Here is an 18431-nt window from a genome sequence, read left to right on the forward strand (position 1 = left end):
ATGACTCGCCGCTTCCGCCGCCGTACCAATAATTTCCGATAAGAGACACTTATCGGAATAGTATGCTTCTGAGGAGACGCCCAGTCTGGCGGTGGCGCGGGCGCGGCCGGGCGCGCAAGGAAGATCAGCGCTGATCCGACCGAACGTGAGGAATGGATATCGCATCATAAGTATGATAAAGTACGCGTATCAGGAAGGAGGCTCCCATGCCCGCAGTGGAACGCATGACGATCACGATGCCCGCAGAACTGGCCGAAACGCTGCGCCAGACCGTGGCGGGCGGCGAGTATGCCTCGACCAGCGAGGTTGTTCGCGAGGCCTTGCGTGATTGGGTGCGCAGCCGGGACACCGAACGGCGCGACCTTGAGGCCTTGCGCGCCGCGATTAAGATAGGCATCGACAGCGGCCCAGGCATCCCGGCAGATCAGGTATTTGCAGAGCTTCGTGCGCGGTATGCGACGCGGTCCTGATCCGTGCTGCGGCTGATTGTTCTTCCGGCGGCCCGGGATGATCTTGTCGAGATCGGCGACTTCATCGCGCAGGACAATCCCGCACGTGCAGTGTCCTTCCTGGCGGAGATCGAAGCGCGCATGCGGGACGCGGCCGCGCGACCCCAAAGCTTTCCCGTCCGTGACGACCTCCACCCGGGTCTTAGATCGGCCCGGCACGGTCGCTATCTCATCTTCTTCCTGATCGCCGACGGGGACGCTCGGATCGTGCGGGTGCTGCATGATGCCCGCAATCTACCGGGGATCCTCGCCTAAAGGAGTGGACCACGTGCTACCGAGCGCGTAAGGCCATTTTCGCTGCGTCTAACAGTTCCCCCTGCCCCAGCACATTGCCGCCCCCTCCCCTGCCGCGCAGAACGTCGCCGACATTCCTTTTTCCTCACCTCGCGACCGAGGTTTCATTCAATGCTGGTCATCTCGCGTGCGGCAAATCGTTGGCGGGAGAAACTCTTCGCTAAGACAACGGGATCATCCACAGCGAGCTTCCTTGCCCCTCGGACTCAGGCGCAGGCGGCCTGACTAGCTGAAATCGCGGTTGAACCGACATTTCAGCAAGATGGTCGGTGCTCGTTTTGAGAATGAATCCCGCGATTGCGCCGCCCTCCCGGCGGCACGATTCGCGCGGGAGGGGCGGGCTTCAGGTCAATCGATCAGCTCCGAGGCCCTCCTAAACCCAACGGCGCGCTGCTCTTAGGCACAGATTTCTGGATGATTTCTATTCATTTTCAATATATTATAGTGGTTCACGCCATTCGCCAGGAGCAAGCCCTGCCGACGTGGCACAAATGTTCTTGCAGCATCATCAAACTTGGCGCATTTCTGTTCGTAGCGCTAAACTACGAGAATTTCGCATTTTATCGCTACGGAACGACAACGAACTCGAAAAGAGTCAGCTGATTATTGATTGTATCAGCATAAGGGGCCTGGGGCAGTATGGCGGCAGAACGTGTATTCGCAGAGCTTCAGAGCGATGCATCGACTCTGCAAGAGTCCATCCGTCTGCATCTCGAGCGCAACTTTGCCCCGGACGCGAGGAAGCATCTCCGATCCTTTTCTTCTGCTGAGGCAGCCGAATTTTTGGGACTTGCTCCGGGTCATCTCAGAAAACTGCATGCCGAGGACAAGATTCCTGACGTGCCCTTCGATGAGCGTGGACGGAAGACATATGCGGCTGATGACCTCGCCAAAATTCGCCTGGCACTGGCGCGTGCGACACGAGACCCCTCGCTCTATCTGCGCGGTCGTGTTGGACACGAGCCAGCACAGATCATATCGTGCGTTTCATTCAAAGGCGGGTCTGCTAAGACGACAACCGCCGCTTACCTCAGCCAATGGTACGCGCTCCACGGCTACCGTGTCCTCATCATTGACATGGACCCTCAAGCGTCTCTGTCATCAATGACGGGGTTGCGCCCGGAGATCGACTTTACCCATCAAGGGACGATCTACGACGCAATCCGCTACAGTGATCCTCTTCCCATGAATGAGGTTGTCAGAAAGACATACTTCCATGGGCTCGATATCGCAGCAGGCGGGCTGATCCTGTCAGAGTATGAAACTGAGACTCCTTATGCGCTACGCCTAGGGACTGAGCCCCCCTTCTATCTACGTCTTCGTGAAGCAATCCAATCGGTCGAGGCCAACTATGACTTGGTCTTCATCGACTGCCCGCCGCAGCTCGGCTTCCTGACGCTCTCTGCGCTTGTCGCATCGTCATCTATCATCATTCCCGTCGTACCCAACTTCATCGACATCGCATCCCTCGCACAGTTCCTGACCATGACGTCGTCATTGCTTGATACGATCCGCGAAGCTGGGATGACCCTCGAATACGATTTCCTTCGCTATCTGGTCTCACGCTTTGAGCCTTCCGACGGACCGCAAGCGCAGGTGGCGGGCCTTCTCCGTGCTAACTTCGGAAAGCGCGTGATGACGGAGACCTTTCTGAAATCGACTGCGATATCGGACGCTGGCCTGACCCATCAGACACTCTTCGAGGTTGGTCGCGGCAGTATCAATCGAAACACTTACTCTCGCGCGATCGAATCGGTGAATGCCGTCGCCCGCGAACTGGAACAAGAGATCCACAAAGCTTGGGGGAGGCTCTGACATGGCCCGGAAGAACATGTTCGAGGGCATCACGCCCAATCAGCGGCCAGACACACCTGAGAAGTCAGGCCAGCCTCGGACTCCCGAAGTGTTTCAGAGCAGCGGTCCCATCGCCGCCATCCGCAACGATCTGCGTAGCGTCAGCAGCCGTGCAGTGCAGGAGATTGATCCCGGACTTGTCGAAGACACGGGGCTGACGGATCGCTTAGGCGATCTTGACGACGATATTGGCGACCTGCGCAAAAGCATCGCACAGCACGGCCAGCAGGTCCCAATCCTCTTGCGCCCTCACCCCGCGATGAGTGGTCGCTACCAAGTTGTGTACGGACGCAGGAGGCTTGCTGCGATCCGCGGGCTGGGTATGCCCATCAAAGCGCTGATCCGCACGCTGTCCGATGAGGAGGCCGTTCTAGCGCAAGGCCAAGAGAACAATCTCCGAAAAGACCCCTCGTTCATCGAGAAGGCTCTGTTTGCCGGCGACCTGGAGGAAGCCGGGTATAGCGCGCGGATCGTTCAAGATGCTCTCAACGTAAACCGTAGCCATACCTCACACATGCGGAAAGTTCGGGAAGCGATACCGCGCCAAGTTATTGAACGCATTGGCGCTGCGCCTTCAGTTGGCTGGAAACGGTGGTACGAGTTGGCCTCCCATCTTTTGGAAGCAGGGATCGACCCTGTTTCGGTTCACCCTGCCCCCTTCCCCCCTGATCTCACGTCGGACCAAAGGTTCGATGTATGGGCAAAGGCGACAGTCTCCGGACAGGGCAACCCAAGGAGCGGCGCGCGCGCCCAGAAGCTTCTGAATGTCAAAGCCTCTAATGGTTCGGATTTGGGGACCGTTCAGCTTCACAGGGGGAACTTGACCTTCAAGTCGACGGGACGTGACGATCAGTTCGCGGTTTGGCTGCATTCGAATGCTGAGACGCTGTTCCCGCGTCTTCATGAAGAATTCCTGTCTCACCTCACCAAATCAGAGTGAACAGGAATGCGACGGCAACAATAGAGGAGCAGTGCCAGAAAAGGATAGGCCTCCCGCATGGAAACCAGACGGAAGGCCCGCGCAAAACAGGGCGCCAACCCTGAGATTGCTCATCTTCTAGCGAGAGCAAGATAGCGCAGGCCGAAATCACACGCAACACCGCTCGGCGGTGGTTGGTGTCTTCAACCCATTTTGTGGGTCTGAAACTGGTGTGAGCGCGGCTGTCCGCCGCGGTGTCCTAGCTTGGCCGTCCTATTGGCTTGAACGCACATGGATCGCATTGTCATCTCGCCCATGCTTCAGCATGTTCGGCACCAGCCCGACTTGGCGCGTGGAGCCGACTCTCGCACCAGGGACCCTGGTGGCACCAAGGACTTGCGCTGGCAGATACTTGATCTCATCAAACGTTGCCGACATCGGCTCAACCTTCGGGATCGAGACATCACCGTCCTCCGCGGACTTCTTACGTTCCTGCCCGCACAGTTCGGACCGGGGCAGATGGTCGTCTTTCCGTCCAATCGCATTCTCATTGAGCGTTGTGACGGGATCGACGAAAGAACCCTTCGTCGTCGTATTGCCCAACTTCAAAGGGTCGGCCTTATCGTCCGCCGGTCGAGCCCTAACGGTAAGCGCTACCGTATCCACACTGAACACCCGGAAGCCCTGGTCGCCTATGGCATCGACCTGACACCCGCTTTCGTCATGAAAACCGACCTTGAAGCGCTTGCCGCAGATTGTCACCGAGAAGCGCTTCAGCGCTCTAGTCTTCTCGCGAAGATACGCCACGCGTTATTCAATTTCTCCCGGACTGGCTCCGAGGAACTGCGCGAAGAAGCACGACTATCACTTCGGCGGGCCATCACTAACGATCAGCTCGTTGATATCCTCGCCCGCCTCGAAGACTCGAATACGGCTGATCGGTCAGAATCGACAGTCACATCTGACGCCACCGCTACCAAAATGACCGCCAGAGGCGGACAAAATGACCGGCACATACAGATATCGAATAAAGAATCCTATGAATCTGATGTACCGATCCCCGCCGGCCGCAAAACCTCAAGATCGCAGAAATCCCGCAGAACAGCGGGGCATCCTTCGAAGGACATCTCTGTGGCGGAATGCATGGAACTGGCAAAAACCTCAAATGCTATGGCTCCCGCAACACCGCAATCTTGGGCAGATGTACTGCATCTTTCGTCAAGCCTTGCCCCGGCGATAGGCCTAACGACACCCATTGTTCACGCCGCAGAAAAACATCTTGGTCGACACGGGTGTGCGCTTGCCATACTTGGGTTGGTAGAAGCGCTAGATCGCATAACAAATCCCGGCGCCTATCTTCGTTCCCTTGCGGTGCGAGCAGAAAGGCAGGGCATCGATCCGGTTCAAATGTTTCGATCCCTTACGCGACCCCGAGCTCAGCGTTCGCTCCATGCGTAGAACAACGAGAGGATGTTTACCGGAGTAAACATATCACGATCAGAATCTTCACTCCCCATCTTTCAGGTTTACCCGGGTAAACATTTGGAGTGCAAAACTAGCCTTAGCGACCTACTTTGGATATCATGCATACGGACGGCATTGTGATGTTCTCCCCGAGATGACAGCGACAATCGATCGATGATAGCCAGCGCTACCGAATGCATGGTCACCCCAGGTCCATCTCGCCCTGCGTCCAAACCGGCTCGATCAGTTCCGGTCCGTCGTTGCGCACGTTGCCAACGTCCCGGCTGACCGCGTGCCAGTCGATCCCAATGGGATCGATACGCGGGATGTCCTCGATCGGTGCGCCGGCAAGCCAGAGCTTCATTCCCTCCGGGCCAAGAATGACGGGCATGCGGTCATGCACCCGCGCCATACCGCCGCGCGCAGGCTCCGTAACGGTGGCGACCGTCAGCCCGTGATAATCCGCAAGCTCCACGTCGGTGTAGAGCGCTGCCATGGCAAAGGCAGGCGCATTGCCGGCCGGGTGAATGTAGACCGGCGTCTTCTGGCCGTTCCCCGTCATCCATTCGTAATATCCGGCTGCAACTTGCAGGCAGCGCCCGTACTTGTAGGCGCCCCGAAACGTCGGTGCTGTCGCCACCGTCTCGGCACGGGCGTTGAAGCTGGTGGCCTTCCAGTCACGGAGCCAACCGCGGTAGAAGGTCGGGATCAGGCCGCAGCGTGCCATCTCCATCACCAGTTCGCCGGTCTGCTCCCGTACGATCGGCACCGGCGTCGTCGGTGGTGCGTGGTAACGCGCCAGAAGCCGCAGCGGCACCTTGCCCAGGTCGAAATAGGCTTTCAGTTCCTCCGGGTTCATTCCGGCGACATTGATCCGCCCGCACATGGCGATTTCCTGAATAGTTCGTGCAAGGCTGCCGGTCCGCGACGGAAACGGCAAGGCTCAAGACAGGATGACGGCGCCTCGGCATAAAAGAGAGCGAGGCGTCACGGCGCTCATCTCGGCACAAGGCGGAGGAGCGTGGTGCTCATCGCATCGCGCTGCGGCTATGGACTGAGCTCACCGCTGCTAGGGTGTTTGCGCGGGCAACGGTGGCTCCATCTTTCCTGGATATCCGTGTTCATGTAATGTTTCGGAATGTGCAGCCCGTCCAAAACCTGCTCCCCAGGCGTGCCTTCCGCCTTTCCTCTGCGCGGGTTTCCCAACGCCCTTGCGCTGGGGACCATGTTCTACGTGCTGGTGCAGGACCACAGGAATGCGGTCTGAAATCGGCATCGGCGATCCTCTCACCCTCATCTCCGGACGGGTACACGAGGCGGAGGGGCGCAACCGGCGGACCTTCTCGCTGCTGCAGGCCGTCCGATATCGGAGACCGGTGATCTGGATCCTGCGCGACCATATGCGCGAACGCCCCATGCCGTGCGGCCTGCCGCAGGGGGTGGCTGAGCGGCTGTTGATCGTGACACCCGGGAACGAGACCGATCTGCTCTGGTGCTTCGAAGAGGCGCTACGGTCCCGGCCCGTCGATCTGGTCATCGCAGAACCGGAGCGAGCCCTGTCTTTGATGGAGGGCAGACGATTCCAGCTGGCGGCGGAAGCTGGGCGGAGCACCGGCCTTCTCCTCATCCGCGAAGGGCAGGGCAGCAATGCCGCAGAGACGCGTTGGCACTGTGAGGCATTGCCCGGCGCTCCGGACTCGACTCTGCATCGCTGGTCTCTTAATAAGAACAAAAAGGGAACACTAAAATCCTGGACTGTGCACTGGAATGGCGCGACGGCTGCTTTCCATCTGGTTCCCGAGGCTCGCGAGCGACACGAGCCTCAGGAGGCGCCCGATTGACGGGCCTTTCACCCTGACCCTGCGGTCGGGGAATGCCGATCATCTGCATTGTCTCAATCCCGCAGCAGAAGCGCAGGGCCTGCGCCGCGCCATGCCGCTGGCCGATGCGCGGGCGATCTGCCCCGATCTCTCGACCCGGCCCGCCGATCTGGCAGGGGAGTCGGCCGCGTTGAAAAGTCTGCGCCGCTGGGCCGCCCGCTACGCTCCGATGGTCGCGACCGACGGACCCGACGGGTTGATGGCGGATATCTCCGGGGTCGGTCATCTGTTCGGCGGGGAGGGGGCTCTCCGCGACGATCTGCACAGCGAACACGAACACCGCGAGGAGGTGATCCAGTGGATCTACGACCGCTACGGCCGCCACCGCGCCGGACTCACCGCGACGGTCATCCATTTCCGCTCCCGCGCCGCGATCCGCGAGGTGGGCAAGGTCATGGGGCTGAGTCAGGACGTGGTCGCGCGGCTTTCCGGCCAGATTTGGGGCTGGTCCTCCACCCCGCCGGGAGAGGACCGGATGCGGGAGGCGGGTCTCGACCTGGCCGACCGCCGGGTGATGCTGACACTGCGGCTGATCGGGGAGGTCATCGGCTTTCCGCGGCACCTGAGCCAGCATGTCGGCGGTTTCGTGATCACCCAGGGCAGGCTGGACGAGCTTTGCCCGATCGAGAATGCCGCGATGGATGATCGCACCGTGATCGAGTGGGACAAGGATGACATAGACGCGCTCGGCCTGCTGAAGGTCGATGTGCTGGCGCTTGGCATGCTGACCGCGATCCGCAAGGCCTTCGGCCTGCTCACCGATCACCGCGGCGAGCACCGGACGCTGGCCAATGTGCCGCCCGAAGACAGCCGGGTCTACGACATGCTCTGCCGCGCTGATGCGGTGGGCGTGTTCCAGGTAGAAAGCCGGGCGCAGCTGAACTTCCTGCCCCGCATGCGGCCGCGCCAATTCTACGATCTGGTCTGCGAAGTGGCCATCGTCCGCCCGGGCCCGATCCAAGGCGGCATGGTGCATCCCTTCATCAACCGCCGCCAGGCCGCCAAGGCGCTCCGCGCGCCCGCCCCGCTGCCACTCTTCGGCACCGATGGTGAGGGCGGGCAGGAGCCGGACGTTGCCCTGCCGCATATGACGTTGGGCGAGGAGGTGATCGAGGATTACCTGTCGCTCCGGCCCAGCCTGCGTGCCCACCCGCTGGAGCTTCTGCGCCCGCGGCTGACGGGCAGCCTGCCGCATGATCGTCTGCCGCAGGCGACGGGCCGGATCACGGTCACCGGGCTTGTCATCACTCGCCAGCGGCCCGGCGCAGCCTCCAGCGTCATCTTCCTGACGCTGGAGGATGAGACCGGCGTTGCCAATGTGGTGGTCTGGGGCCGCGTCTATGAGGCGTTCCGTCGGGCGGTGATCGCGGGCCGTCTGCTGCGGGTCACCGGGCGGATCGAACGCGACGGGCAGGTCACCCATCTGGTCGCCGAACAGATCGAGGACATCTCCCCGCTGCTCGCCACGCTGGGCCGGCCGGTGGCGATCGAGGCGAATGACGGCCGCGCGGATGAGACCCGCCGGCCCGCGGGCGGCAGCATTCGTTCCCCCGCGCAGCACCCCCGCGAACAGGCGCGGAAGCTGTTTCCCAGCCGCGATTTCCACTGACCCGACAATGGTGCTCACACCGGACAGGTTACACCTTTCAGGGCCGGGTCAGAGGTAAAGCCGGATGGGGAGTCTGCGACGGGCCTCAGGGCTGGAGGAGTGGCCTCCGGCGGCCTGTCGTGGAGCGATTGTGATGAAAAATGTGCAGATTCTGGATCCCGCGCGCCCGCCTCGCGGCGGCTACAAGGTGGATGTCAGCCGGGGCGAGCGCAACGGCCGGGTGTCGTCAACCGGCCCGACGATGAGCGCTATCTCTCGCTCGACGATCTCTGGGCCTCGGTGAAGTCCCGCTCGGAGCGCAGCAGGACCCGGATCGTCGAGACGGCGCGGATCCATGTCGAGGCCAGCCGCGACAATGCCGAGAGGCTGCAGCTGATCCTGCCAAAGACCGATGCCCCGGTGGTGCCGACCCATTGGGCTTTCGGTCAGCTTGCCAGTCTTGTCGGCGCACCCGCAGCCTATCTGCGCCAGCTTCCGGCCCCGCTGGCCGGAATCAACCTGCAATATGGCCTCGCAAGCCACCGCGCCGAGCAGATCAAGACCTTCGAGACGGCGATCTGCTGCCCGGACGCGGGCAGGTGCTTATCGCGGGTCGAGGCTGCGGGCGCGAACACTCTCGACGCGACGCGACGCAGCATAGCTTCGGCCGGAAAAACCCTTCTGGAGACGATTACGGCTTTGAATGCCCCCGACACCGTGGTGGCCATTGGCGCCACCTCGGACTCGATCCGGGATCGTCCCGACGGTGCTGACGCTGAAGGGCTCAGGCTCGCGGATGGGTCGACCTTCAGCCATGGCGTGACCGGGGCTAAAGTCATTCCATGTTCGCGCGGGAATAGAGTTCGTGGCCATCCATACCTTGCAGCGGACAAAGCCCGGCGTGGCAGGATGGGAACTACCGCGACCGTCGTTGATAATGGCAGTATGGTGAGAAAGACCTCCCAGCCGGTCAGGCGCTCCGCTCCCTGTGGCGCAGGGCATCGGTCAGCACCTTGAACACCGGGAGGTTCTGCCGTCGTTGCGGGTAGTAGAGGTAGTAGCCCTCGAAGAGCGGCGACCAGTCGTCCAGCGTCTGGACCAGCGTTCCCGCCTTCATCTGCGCCGCCACGATGTCCTCCGGCACATAGGCGATGCCGAGGCCGGAGACGGCGGCGTCGATCATCGCGTAGGAGTTGTTGAAGGTCAGCTGGCCGTCCACCCGCACTCGCAGCGGCTGGCCGTCCTTCTCGAACTCCCATGCGTAGAGGCCGCCCGCGGTGATGTGGCGCATGTTGATGCAGTTGTGCCGGATCAGATCCTGCGGATGCTCCGGCCTCCCCCGGTCCGCGAAATAGCCGGGGGAGGCCACCGCCACCAGCCGCCAGTCGGGGCCGATGCGGACGGCGATCATGTCCTTCTCGATGCTCTCGCCCAGCCGGACGCCGGCGTCGAAGCCCTCCTCCACGATGTTGCGGAAGCTGCTGTCGATGCTGAATTCCACGCTGATGTCGGGATGGGTGGCCAGCACGGGCTTCAGCTTGGGCCAGACGGTGCTTTCCAGCGCGTGGTCGGAGAGCGTGAGCCGGAGCGATCCCGAGGGCGTGTCGCGCAACGCCATCAGGTCGGCGATCTCCTCCTCGATCTCGGCCAGTCGGGGGGTGACCGTCCTCAACAGCCGCTCGCCGGCCGCCGTCAGCGCGACATTGCGGGTGGTGCGCGTGAGCAGGGGCAGGCCCATCCGCGACTCCAACTGCCTGATCGTGTAGCTCAGCGTAGATTGCGCCACGCCGATCCTCGCCGCGGCCTTGGTGAAGCTGCGCAGCTCCGCGACGACCTGGAACCAGACGAGATCGTTGTAATCGGTTCGGCGCATCCTGACCCCTTTCCGGCGGATATTAATCGACCGTGTCGATTAGTCCATGCGGGATTGGCCCCCTAATCCGACGTGCCGGGACTGTCTATCTTCCGCTCAACCGAAACCGGACGGACAGGTCATGGAAATCACCCTCAACGCCTCGCAAAGCACCGGGCGCGCCGCATGGGGCGGGGTTGCCGCCATGTCGCTCTGCGTCGCCCTGCTGATCGCGTCAGAGTTCATGCCGGTCAGCCTACTGACACCCATGGCAGAGGGGCTGGGGGCCACCACGGGTCAGACCGGGCAGGCGATCTCGATCAGCGGACTCTTCGCCGTCATCGCAAGCCTGCTGGTCACGACGCTCGCGGGCGGGCTGAACAGAAAGGCCGTGCTGCTGGCGATCACGGGGCTGATGCTGGCCTCCCTGGTGCTCGTGGCGATGGCGCCGAATTTCACCGTCCTGATCGTCGGACGCGCGCTGCTGGGCATCTGCATCGGCGGGTTCTGGGCGCTGGCGACGGCGGTGATCATGCGGCTGGTCCCGGCGGGGGAGGTACCGCGCGCGCTGGCGCTGATGTATGGCGGGCAGGCCATCGCCGCGGCCTTTGCCGCGCCGGTCGGCAGCTATCTGGGCGGCATCTTCGGCTGGCGGCAGGTCTTCTGGGCCTTGACGCCGATCGTCGCGGTCAATCTGGTCTGGCTCGCCCTGTCGCTGCCCTCCCTGCCCGCAGGCCCGCATCAGGATTTCCGCGTCCTGCTCTCGGTCCTGCGGCGTCCGTATTTCGCGCCCGGCCTGCTGGCGGCGACGCTGACCTGGGGATCGGCCTTCACCATGTTCACCTATCTGCGCCCGTTTCTGGAGGATGTGACGCAGGCGGACGTGACCACGCTGTCCGTGCTGCTGCTGGTCCTCGGCGGCGCAGGCTTCGTGGGCACCTGGGGCGCGGGGCGGCTGGTCGGCCCCGATGTCGCGCCGCTGTTGAAACTGCCCGCGCTGATCATGGGCGCCTGTACCCTTGGCCTGCTGGCGGTGGGCCGCTCACCCCTTGCGAGCGCCATCCTGCTGGCGATCTGGGGCGCGATGAACACCGCCATGTCGGTGATCTGGATGACATGGATGTCGCGCAACGTCGATGACGCGCCGGAGGCCGGCGGCAGCCTGATGGTGGCGGGCATCCAGACCTCGATCATGCTGGGCGCCGTACTGGGCGGCCTGCTGCTGGATGCCGTGTCCGTTCAGGCGACCTTTGTCGGCAGCGTGATCCTCGCCATCGCGGCGCTGGCGCTGATCGGCAGCGGGCGCGGCCTTCTGCAAACACCACCCGAAAGAACGAAATAATGAACGACATCAATCGCCGATCCCTGATGAAGCTCTCCGGCGCGGGCGTTGCCGCATTGGGCATGGCTTCGATCTTCACCACTTCCGCAAAGGCGCAAACCATGTCTGACGATTGGGACAAGACCTTCCCCCGAAACGAAACCGTCGACCACGAAAAGGTCACGTTTACGAACCGCTACGGCATCACGCTCGCGGGCGATCTCTATCTACCGCAGGGCCGGGGCGACAACCGCCTGCCCGCCATCGTGGTCAGCGGCCCGTTCGGCGCGGTCAAGGAGCAGTCTTCCGGCCTCTATGCGCAGACCATGGCGGGACGCGGCTTTGTCACGCTGGCCTTCGACCCCTCGTTCACGGGCGAAAGCGGCGGCGTTCCGCGCAATGTCGCCTCCCCCGACATCAACACGGAGGATTTCATGGCGGCGGTGGATTTCCTCGGCCTGCACGCCGCCGTCGACCGTGAGCGGATCGGGATGATCGGCATCTGCGGCTGGGGCGGCATGGCCCTGAACGCCATGGCCGTGGACAAGCGCGTCAGGGCCGTCGCGGCGATCACCATGTACGACATGACTCGCGTCATGTCGAAGGGCTACAACGACAGCGTCACCCTAGAGCAGCGCGCGCAGACGCTGGAGCAACTGAGCCTCCAGCGGTGGCAGGACGCCGCCACCGGCGCCCCGGCCTATCAGCCGCCCTATAACGAACTGCACGGCGGCGAGGCGCAGTTCATGGTCGATTACCACGACTATTACATGACGCCGCGCGGCTACCATCCGCGCGCGGTCAACTCCGGCAACGCCTGGACGGTGACGACGCCGCTATCGTTCATGAACATGCCGATCCTGAGCTATATCGCGGAGATCTCGCCGCGGCCTGTCCTGCTGATCCATGGCGAGAACGCCCATTCGCGTTACTTCAGCGAAACTGCCTATGCGGCCGCGGCCGAGCCGAAGGAGCTGATGATCATTCCCGGCGCCAGCCACACCGATCTTTATGACAAGACGGATGTGATCCCGTTCGACCGGCTGGCGGGCTTCTTCGACCAGCACCTGGCCGTGTAGCGGTTTGGTGGTCAGGAGAACGCAGGGTGGTGCAAGTGCTTGATCGACGCCCTCCGCCGGCGCGGCGCCCGGATCCTGCCCGCGAGGGGATTACAATGACACAGGGGCTTGCTCCGATGTCGCGCCGCAGGATGCTTGCTTTCGCTGCCAGCCTCGCCCTGCCTTCGCTTGCGCTCCCGCGGGCGAAGGCCGCCACTTCGGGAACCGCCACCATGCGCCTGCGCTTCACCTTCGCTGACCAGAGCTTCACCGCGACGATGGAGGACAACCCTTGGGCGCAGGATCTGCTGTCGATGCTGCCCTTGGACCTGACGATCACGGATTATTCCACCAACGAGAAGATCGCCTACCTGCCGCGCAAGCTGATCGGGAACGGCAGCGACCGCTTTGTCCGGGAGGCAGCGGGCGACCTTTGCTACTTCGCGCCGTGGGGCAACCTCGCCTTCTTCCACGCAGGCTATCGCTGGTCGTCGGGGCTGATCAGGCTCGGCCGGCTCGACGGTGGCGTCGACCCCTTGCTGGTGCGGGGCGAGTTTCCGCTGCGCGCCGCGCATGCCTGATCCTCATTCACGAACCCGAAAGGACACACCATGACCATACTTGCCGTCGGCGCCCCGTCTGCCGATCAGCCGCTGGACCGCATGGAAATCACCCGCCGCGAGGTGGGCGCGCATGACGTGCACATCGAGATCCTCTACTGCGGCATCTGCCATTCCGACCTGCATCAGGTGCGCAGCGAATGGGCCGGCACGCTGTACCCCTGCGTTCCGGGGCATGAGATCGTCGGTCGCGTCGCCGCTGTCGGCAACCATGTGACTGCCCACAGGCCCGGCGACGTGGTGGGCGTCGGCTGCATCGTCGACAGCTGCCAGCATTGCGCCGACTGCGGCGAGGGGCTGGAGAATTACTGCAAGGGCATGGTCGGCACCTACAACGGCCCGACCGATGACGCGCCGGGCCACACCTTGGGCGGCTATTCGCAGGCCATCGTAGTGCATGAACGCTACGTGCTGAAGATCACTCACCCCGAGGATCAACTTGCCGCCGTGGCGCCGCTGCTCTGCGCGGGCATCACCACCTGGTCGCCGCTGCGGCACTGGGGCGCGGGGCCGGGCAAGAAGGTGGGCGTGGTCGGCGTCGGCGGTCTGGGCCATATGGGGGTGAAGCTTGCCCATGCCATGGGCGCGCATGTGGTGGCCTTCACCACCTCGCCCGACAAGGTGGCGGATGCCAAGGCGCTTGGCGCCGATGAGGTGGTAGTGTCGCGCAATGCGAAGGAGATGGCAGCCCATTCGCAGAGCTTCGACTTCATCCTGAACACCGTCGCCGCGCCGCATGACCTGGACGCCTTCCTGGCGCTGCTGAAACGCGACGGCACGATGACGCTGGTGGGCGCGCCCGCGACGCCGCATCCGTCGCCCAACGTCTTCAACCTGATCATGAAGCGCCGCAGCCTGGCCGGTTCCATGATCGGCGGCAGCCCGGAGACGCAGGAAATGCTGGATTTCTGCGCCAGCCACGGCATCACCGCCGACATCGAGATGATCCACGCCGACGGGATCGAGACGGCCTATGAACGGATGCTGAAGGGCGACGTGAAATACCGCTTCGTCATGGACATCGCCACGATGGCCGGCTGACAAAGGGGCATGTTGCAATCGATTGGCAGGCTACGGATCGGCATCAGGCCCAGATTCCGGCTGGCGATCAGTGCGCTACCGGTGGTCATCGACCTCGGCCCGGCCGACAGGCCGCAATGGGCGTTCGCTGATGCCGCTGGTCTGAGGGAGGATGCACACTGGCCTGATCGCATGGATGAGCATCGCCGTGGTCGCCCTCCGGTCTTCCCGCCGGTCCCTTCAGGGTCGCGGCTGCCTCCATTCGCTTCGCCCGTATTGGGACCGCACCCGTGTGGCCTCTGCAGATGGCCTGATCTGGCCGAAGACCGGCTGCGCCTCGCCCGTTGTGGCGCAACAGCGTCGTCCGGACTTTCTTCCCCTGCCGGTGCCCGGCATTCCTCGCGCGTACAAGAAAGTCCCGCCTTTGCTGTCAGGGTCCCGTGCCGGGACTGCGTCCACGGGTCGTCCCCGTCCCTTCGATCGCCATCGAGGCCGCACTGGAGCGGACCCGAAAACGAGAGAATGGAGAAGAGACATGGCGACCATCGGCACTTTCAGGAAGACCGGCAACGAATACACCGGCGAGATCGTCACCCTCAGCGTGCAGGCCAAGGGCGTGCGCATCGTCCCCTCCTCAGGGGCCAATCGCGAGAACGCGCCCTCGCACCGCATCCTGGTCGGCCGGGCAGAGATCGGCGCCGCCTGGACGAAGCGCTCGGCGGAGGGGCGGGATTATCTGGGCCTGAAGCTGGATGATCCGAGCTTTACGCATCCGATCTACGCCAACCTCTTCGACGACGAGGACGGCGAGGGCTCCAGCCTGATCTGGTCGCGCCCCAACACCCGCCGGGGGGAGTGATCCCCCCAACCAAGGCCCCGGTCGAAAGACCGAGGCCTCAATCTTGTCGACTTTCACCCGCTTCGTTCGGCGATCGTCACGCCGCCATCTGTCAGCCCTGCCGACGCATGAACTCGGCGAAGAGTGGGACGCTGAAATCCAGATAGCCATGATCTGTGCTGTAGATCATGCCTTTTGCGATGGTGCTCGCGCGAACCGGGCCGAGAGACTGCTGCTTGCGATCCATCGTCCTTGCGATATCGGCCATCGCATACGGCCCGTCCCCAAGTGATGCCATCGCTTTCACGAACTGGACTTCGGCCCTGGTCAAGCGATCCATCCGAACTCTGAAAAACCCCTCGTCCAGAAGCGCAAGCGTTTCGGCATAGGACTGATCTGCGTCGGCGAAAGTGATTTTCGGCCCTTCCGCATTGTTCCAGGCGACAGACGCCCATTCCTGAAGAAAGAAGGGATATCCCTTGGTCCGCTCCACGATGGCCCGCAACGCCTCTGGTGCAATGCTGGCGTCCTCTTCCAGGATCGGCTTTTCAACTGCCTGACTGGCAGAGGCCGGATCAAGCGCTCCCACAGCCGGATACTGGAACAGCCGCTCGGCGTAGGATTTCGCCTCACCCGCCAGCCGTGCAATTTGCGGCAGCCCTGCTCCGACCAGCAGGACCGGCAGACCTTCCTGTGACATCCGATGGAGCGCAACAATCAGGGCCGAAAGATCAGCTTCCGACAGATACTGCACTTCATCGATCAGAAGAATCCAACCCCGTCCCGCGGCCTGGGCGGCCTTTCCGATCAGGGTGAAGAGGTCGGGCAAGTCGTACTGGAGGTCGCCGGTATCGGCCAACCCAGGCTCGGGCTCCACGCCGACCTCGATCCCCGCGACTTCGATCTTGAAGATCGAGGCGAAATTACGCAGCCCCTGCAAACCACGCGTCGCAATGTGCCTCGCCGCTGCTACCCCTGACAGCGATCTCATGACTTTTCGCATCTCTGGATAGATCAGGCGCGCCAAGCTCTCTCCCTCGGGCGCCTCGACCTTGGAAACCAGCAGGCCCTCTTGTTCGGCGATCCGACCAATCTCATTGAGGAGCACGGTTTTTCCGGTGCCGCGCAGACCCAGGAGCATGATCGAGCGGGCGCTTCTTCCGTTCACCGCCCGTCCGCAGGAGATCCTTGCTGCCTCAAGGATCGCATCCCGGCCTGCGAGTTCTGGAGGACGACTGCCTGCGCCTGGCGCAAATGGGTTACGATACGGGTCCATTAGGCCTCCGGCATTGATAGCGATGAATAGTCGTTTCTAGAGAGATCTAGAGAATTTCGCTAGACTTAACTAGACATCCCTAGTCGGGATGGGCGCCTCCCGTTCCTTGGTGGCCTGACACGGGACCTGGACCATTTTGGCGTCGAACCAGCATCAGATCGTCAAAGCGCAGTTTGCTCAGCATTCTTCCCGAAGCTGCAACGACCGCCGGTCGCCACACAAGGCTTCCGTGGCCACGCTTCTACATGCCGTGGGTCAAACACGCGCTGAAGAACCGCCATCGCATTCATCGGCACGGGGCAGGGCAGGGTCCTTGCATCCCGGTCTGAAGCACATCGATTTCCTCGACAGCGCAGCGACAGGGCAGGCGGAGCGCTGGCATCCTGTGACGGAATCGGGCTCCTGTCGGATGCAATGCCCGATCCCCGCTTCCATTCGCAAACCTTGGTCTGATCCGTCTCTTTGATATTCAACCCGGTAGGGTCGGCTTACGCGTGCGTGCCGCCCTCGGGGATTCGGCCTCCTTCCAAGCCGGCGGTCCGAACGCCCGAGGGTGATTGCAGATCCGGTCAGACAAGTCGGGCGCCTGTCGGGCGTCCTGTCGTCGATGGCCGGGACGACAGAGGCAGAGGCTGGGTCGGGTTCCCGCGACGGGTCCCGAGGTGGAGAAAAGGCTTCCACTGCCCGTCGTGGAGCGATCACGATGACCCCAGTTTCTCCGATCTCGGGCGTCCGTCCTGCAGGCCGCGTGCTGGTCGACCAGGCGCTGCGCCATCTGCGCCTTGCGCAACGCGGTCCGCTGTCGGTGACTTGCACCGGCGAGGCGCGCTATGCCGATCCCGATCTGCACCGCTGGTCGTTCGAGCGCAGCGAGTCTTTCGACACCTGCGGCTGCCATGACCCTCGCCAGCCGGTCCCTCGGTCGAGGGAAGATCACCTGCGGGTGCGATCCGGCGCTTCGTCTCACGCCATGGCTGATCGCCATTCTGGATGCCGAGCAGAGGTTGGTGCTGGCAGGCGAGGTTAGTGGAGACTGGATCGATTGGTGCCGACCTGTCGACTCTGACGCAGAGGCTCGCGCGGTGGTCATCGAGGCCAGCAGGATGCGCGCTGAGGCGCAGCATCTCGCCGATACCGGGGCGCGTCAGGACGCGGGCGCCGTGCGCAGGCAGGCGGCCATCCTTGAAGGAAGACTGGTCGATCCCTTCTGGCGCGACGCAGCGCTGCTGGCGCTGCTCGCGGAAAGGGTCGCCTGATGCCGGCGATCATCGAGACCACCGTCTATCGGCTGGACGAACTCCCCGAGGCCGCAAAGGACAGTGCCCGCGCTTGGTATCGCGCGGGCGCTTTAGATGATGACTGGCATGATGCGGTTTATGAGGATTTCCAGCGCGTCGCCGAAATCCTCGGCATCCGGCTGAGGACTCGAGCCGTCCGCCTGATGGGCGGCGGAACCCGGCACGAGCCCTGCATCTGGTTCACCGGCTTCTGGTCGCAAGGCGACGGGGCGGCATGGGAAGGATGGTACGAGTTCCGCAAAGGTGCCGTGGCGGATATCCGTGCCCATGCGCCGCAGAATGGCGATCTGCATCGCATTGCCGACAGCCTTCTGGCCGTGCAACGGCGCAATTTCTACCAGCTGCAGGCCGGGGTGCGGCATTGCGGCAGATATTACCATGCCTTCACCATGGAGATTGATGTTACGCGCGACAGTCCGACCGCGCAGGAGGCGACAGAGGACGCGGAAACCATCGTGACCGAAGCGCTTCGCGATCTTGCTCGCTGGCTCTATCGCCAGCTGGAGCGGGAGTGCGAATACCTGTCCTTCGACGCGGCGCTGGACGAGGCCATCGTCCTCAACGGCTATACCTTCACCGTAGAAGGGTGGCGTTTAGGATGATCCTGCAATTTACGATCGACCGTCAGGAGACCTGGAAA

General features: G+C 62.8%; 16 protein-coding genes and 2 pseudogenes. 15 read left to right on the forward strand and 3 right to left on the reverse strand.

Features of this window, described 5'->3' with window-relative positions:
* The first annotated feature begins 206 nt into the window (after positions 1-206).
* The 5 genes from RT513_RS18275 to repC all read left to right on the forward strand — a co-directional run bounded on the left by RT513_RS18275 (position 207) and on the right by repC (position 5034).
* Positions 207-470 carry a type II toxin-antitoxin system ParD family antitoxin gene (locus RT513_RS18275; RefSeq protein WP_290689821.1) on the forward strand — a complete coding sequence of 88 codons (264 nt, stop codon included), beginning with the start codon at positions 207-209 and terminating at the stop codon, positions 468-470.
* A 3-nt stretch (positions 471-473) separates the two neighbouring features.
* The gene (locus tag RT513_RS18280; protein WP_290689822.1) at positions 474-764 is read left to right on the forward strand and encodes a type II toxin-antitoxin system RelE/ParE family toxin; all 291 of its coding nucleotides are present in this window, start codon (positions 474-476) and stop codon (positions 762-764) included.
* A 678-nt stretch (positions 765-1442) separates the two neighbouring features.
* Entirely contained in the window at positions 1443-2618 is a 1176-nt protein-coding gene (gene repA, locus RT513_RS18285; RefSeq protein WP_290689823.1) for a plasmid partitioning protein RepA, read from the forward strand.
* Between the two features lies 1 nt (position 2619).
* The gene (gene repB, locus RT513_RS18290) at positions 2620-3597 is read left to right on the forward strand and encodes a plasmid partitioning protein RepB (protein ID WP_290689825.1); all 978 of its coding nucleotides are present in this window, start codon (positions 2620-2622) and stop codon (positions 3595-3597) included.
* A gap of 294 nt (positions 3598-3891) precedes the next feature.
* The gene (gene repC, locus RT513_RS20900) at positions 3892-5034 is read left to right on the forward strand and encodes a plasmid replication protein RepC (protein ID WP_409518430.1); all 1143 of its coding nucleotides are present in this window, start codon (positions 3892-3894) and stop codon (positions 5032-5034) included.
* A gap of 208 nt (positions 5035-5242) precedes the next feature.
* On the opposite strand, the gene RT513_RS18300 is transcribed toward repC, so the two are convergent.
* Complete coding sequence (locus tag RT513_RS18300; RefSeq protein ID WP_290689827.1) at positions 5243-5926, reverse strand: SOS response-associated peptidase; 684 nt, start codon at positions 5924-5926, stop codon at positions 5243-5245.
* A gap of 370 nt (positions 5927-6296) precedes the next feature.
* Here RT513_RS18300 and RT513_RS18305 point away from each other — a divergent pair, with 370 nt between their 5' ends.
* The 3 genes and pseudogenes from RT513_RS18305 to RT513_RS20905 all read left to right on the forward strand — a co-directional run.
* A complete protein-coding gene (locus tag RT513_RS18305; RefSeq protein ID WP_290689828.1) occupies positions 6297-6881 on the forward strand; it encodes an ImuA family protein in 585 nt (194 codons plus the stop codon).
* Positions 6808-8391, forward strand: a pseudogene (locus tag RT513_RS18310) (OB-fold nucleic acid binding domain-containing protein); the annotation flags it as partial. The gene RT513_RS18305 and the pseudogene RT513_RS18310, both read left to right, overlap by 74 nt.
* A 271-nt stretch (positions 8392-8662) precedes the next feature.
* Positions 8663-9312, forward strand: a pseudogene (locus RT513_RS20905) (DUF932 domain-containing protein); the annotation flags it as partial.
* 166 nt (positions 9313-9478) lie between these two features.
* On the opposite strand, the gene RT513_RS18320 reads toward RT513_RS20905, so the two are convergent.
* Positions 9479-10381, reverse strand: a complete 903-nt coding sequence (locus RT513_RS18320; RefSeq protein WP_290689831.1) for a LysR family transcriptional regulator — start codon at positions 10379-10381, stop codon at positions 9479-9481.
* A gap of 121 nt (positions 10382-10502) precedes the next feature.
* Here RT513_RS18320 and RT513_RS18325 point away from each other — a divergent pair, with 121 nt between their 5' ends.
* The 5 genes from RT513_RS18325 (at position 10503) to RT513_RS18345 (ending at position 15238) form a co-directional block, all read left to right on the forward strand.
* Complete coding sequence (locus RT513_RS18325; RefSeq protein WP_290689832.1) at positions 10503-11702, forward strand: MFS transporter; 1200 nt, start codon at positions 10503-10505, stop codon at positions 11700-11702.
* Entirely contained in the window at positions 11702-12760 is a 1059-nt protein-coding gene (locus RT513_RS18330; RefSeq protein ID WP_290689833.1) for an alpha/beta hydrolase, read from the forward strand. The genes RT513_RS18325 and RT513_RS18330 overlap by 1 nt, the downstream gene beginning before the upstream one ends.
* A gap of 95 nt (positions 12761-12855) precedes the next feature.
* Positions 12856-13320, forward strand: a complete 465-nt coding sequence (locus RT513_RS18335) for a cyclophilin-like fold protein (protein ID WP_290689834.1) — start codon at positions 12856-12858, stop codon at positions 13318-13320.
* Positions 13321-13350: 30 nt separating this feature from the next.
* Entirely contained in the window at positions 13351-14400 is a 1050-nt protein-coding gene (locus RT513_RS18340; protein ID WP_290689835.1) for an NAD(P)-dependent alcohol dehydrogenase, read from the forward strand.
* A 514-nt stretch (positions 14401-14914) separates the two neighbouring features.
* Positions 14915-15238: a DUF736 domain-containing protein gene (locus tag RT513_RS18345; RefSeq protein ID WP_313534208.1), complete on the forward strand. Its 324-nt coding sequence runs from the start codon at positions 14915-14917 to the stop codon at positions 15236-15238.
* A gap of 91 nt (positions 15239-15329) precedes the next feature.
* On the opposite strand, the gene RT513_RS18350 is transcribed toward RT513_RS18345, so the two are convergent.
* Positions 15330-16493 carry an ATP-binding protein gene (locus RT513_RS18350; RefSeq protein ID WP_290686715.1) on the reverse strand — a complete coding sequence of 388 codons (1164 nt, stop codon included), beginning with the start codon at positions 16491-16493 and terminating at the stop codon, positions 15330-15332.
* A gap of 896 nt (positions 16494-17389) precedes the next feature.
* Here RT513_RS18350 and RT513_RS18355 point away from each other — a divergent pair.
* Together RT513_RS18355 and RT513_RS18360 are read left to right on the forward strand one after the other, a co-directional pair.
* Positions 17390-17749, forward strand: coding sequence for a hypothetical protein (locus tag RT513_RS18355; protein WP_290686714.1), 360 nt, complete (start codon positions 17390-17392; stop codon positions 17747-17749).
* On the forward strand, positions 17749-18393 hold the full coding sequence (locus RT513_RS18360) for an antitoxin of toxin-antitoxin stability system (protein ID WP_290686712.1): 645 nt from the start codon (positions 17749-17751) through the stop codon (positions 18391-18393). The genes RT513_RS18355 and RT513_RS18360 overlap by 1 nt, the downstream gene beginning before the upstream one ends.
* Positions 18394-18431 lie beyond the last annotated feature (38 nt).

Source organism: Haematobacter sp., assembly GCF_032102465.1.
Lineage (GTDB): Bacteria > Pseudomonadota > Alphaproteobacteria > Rhodobacterales > Rhodobacteraceae > Haematobacter.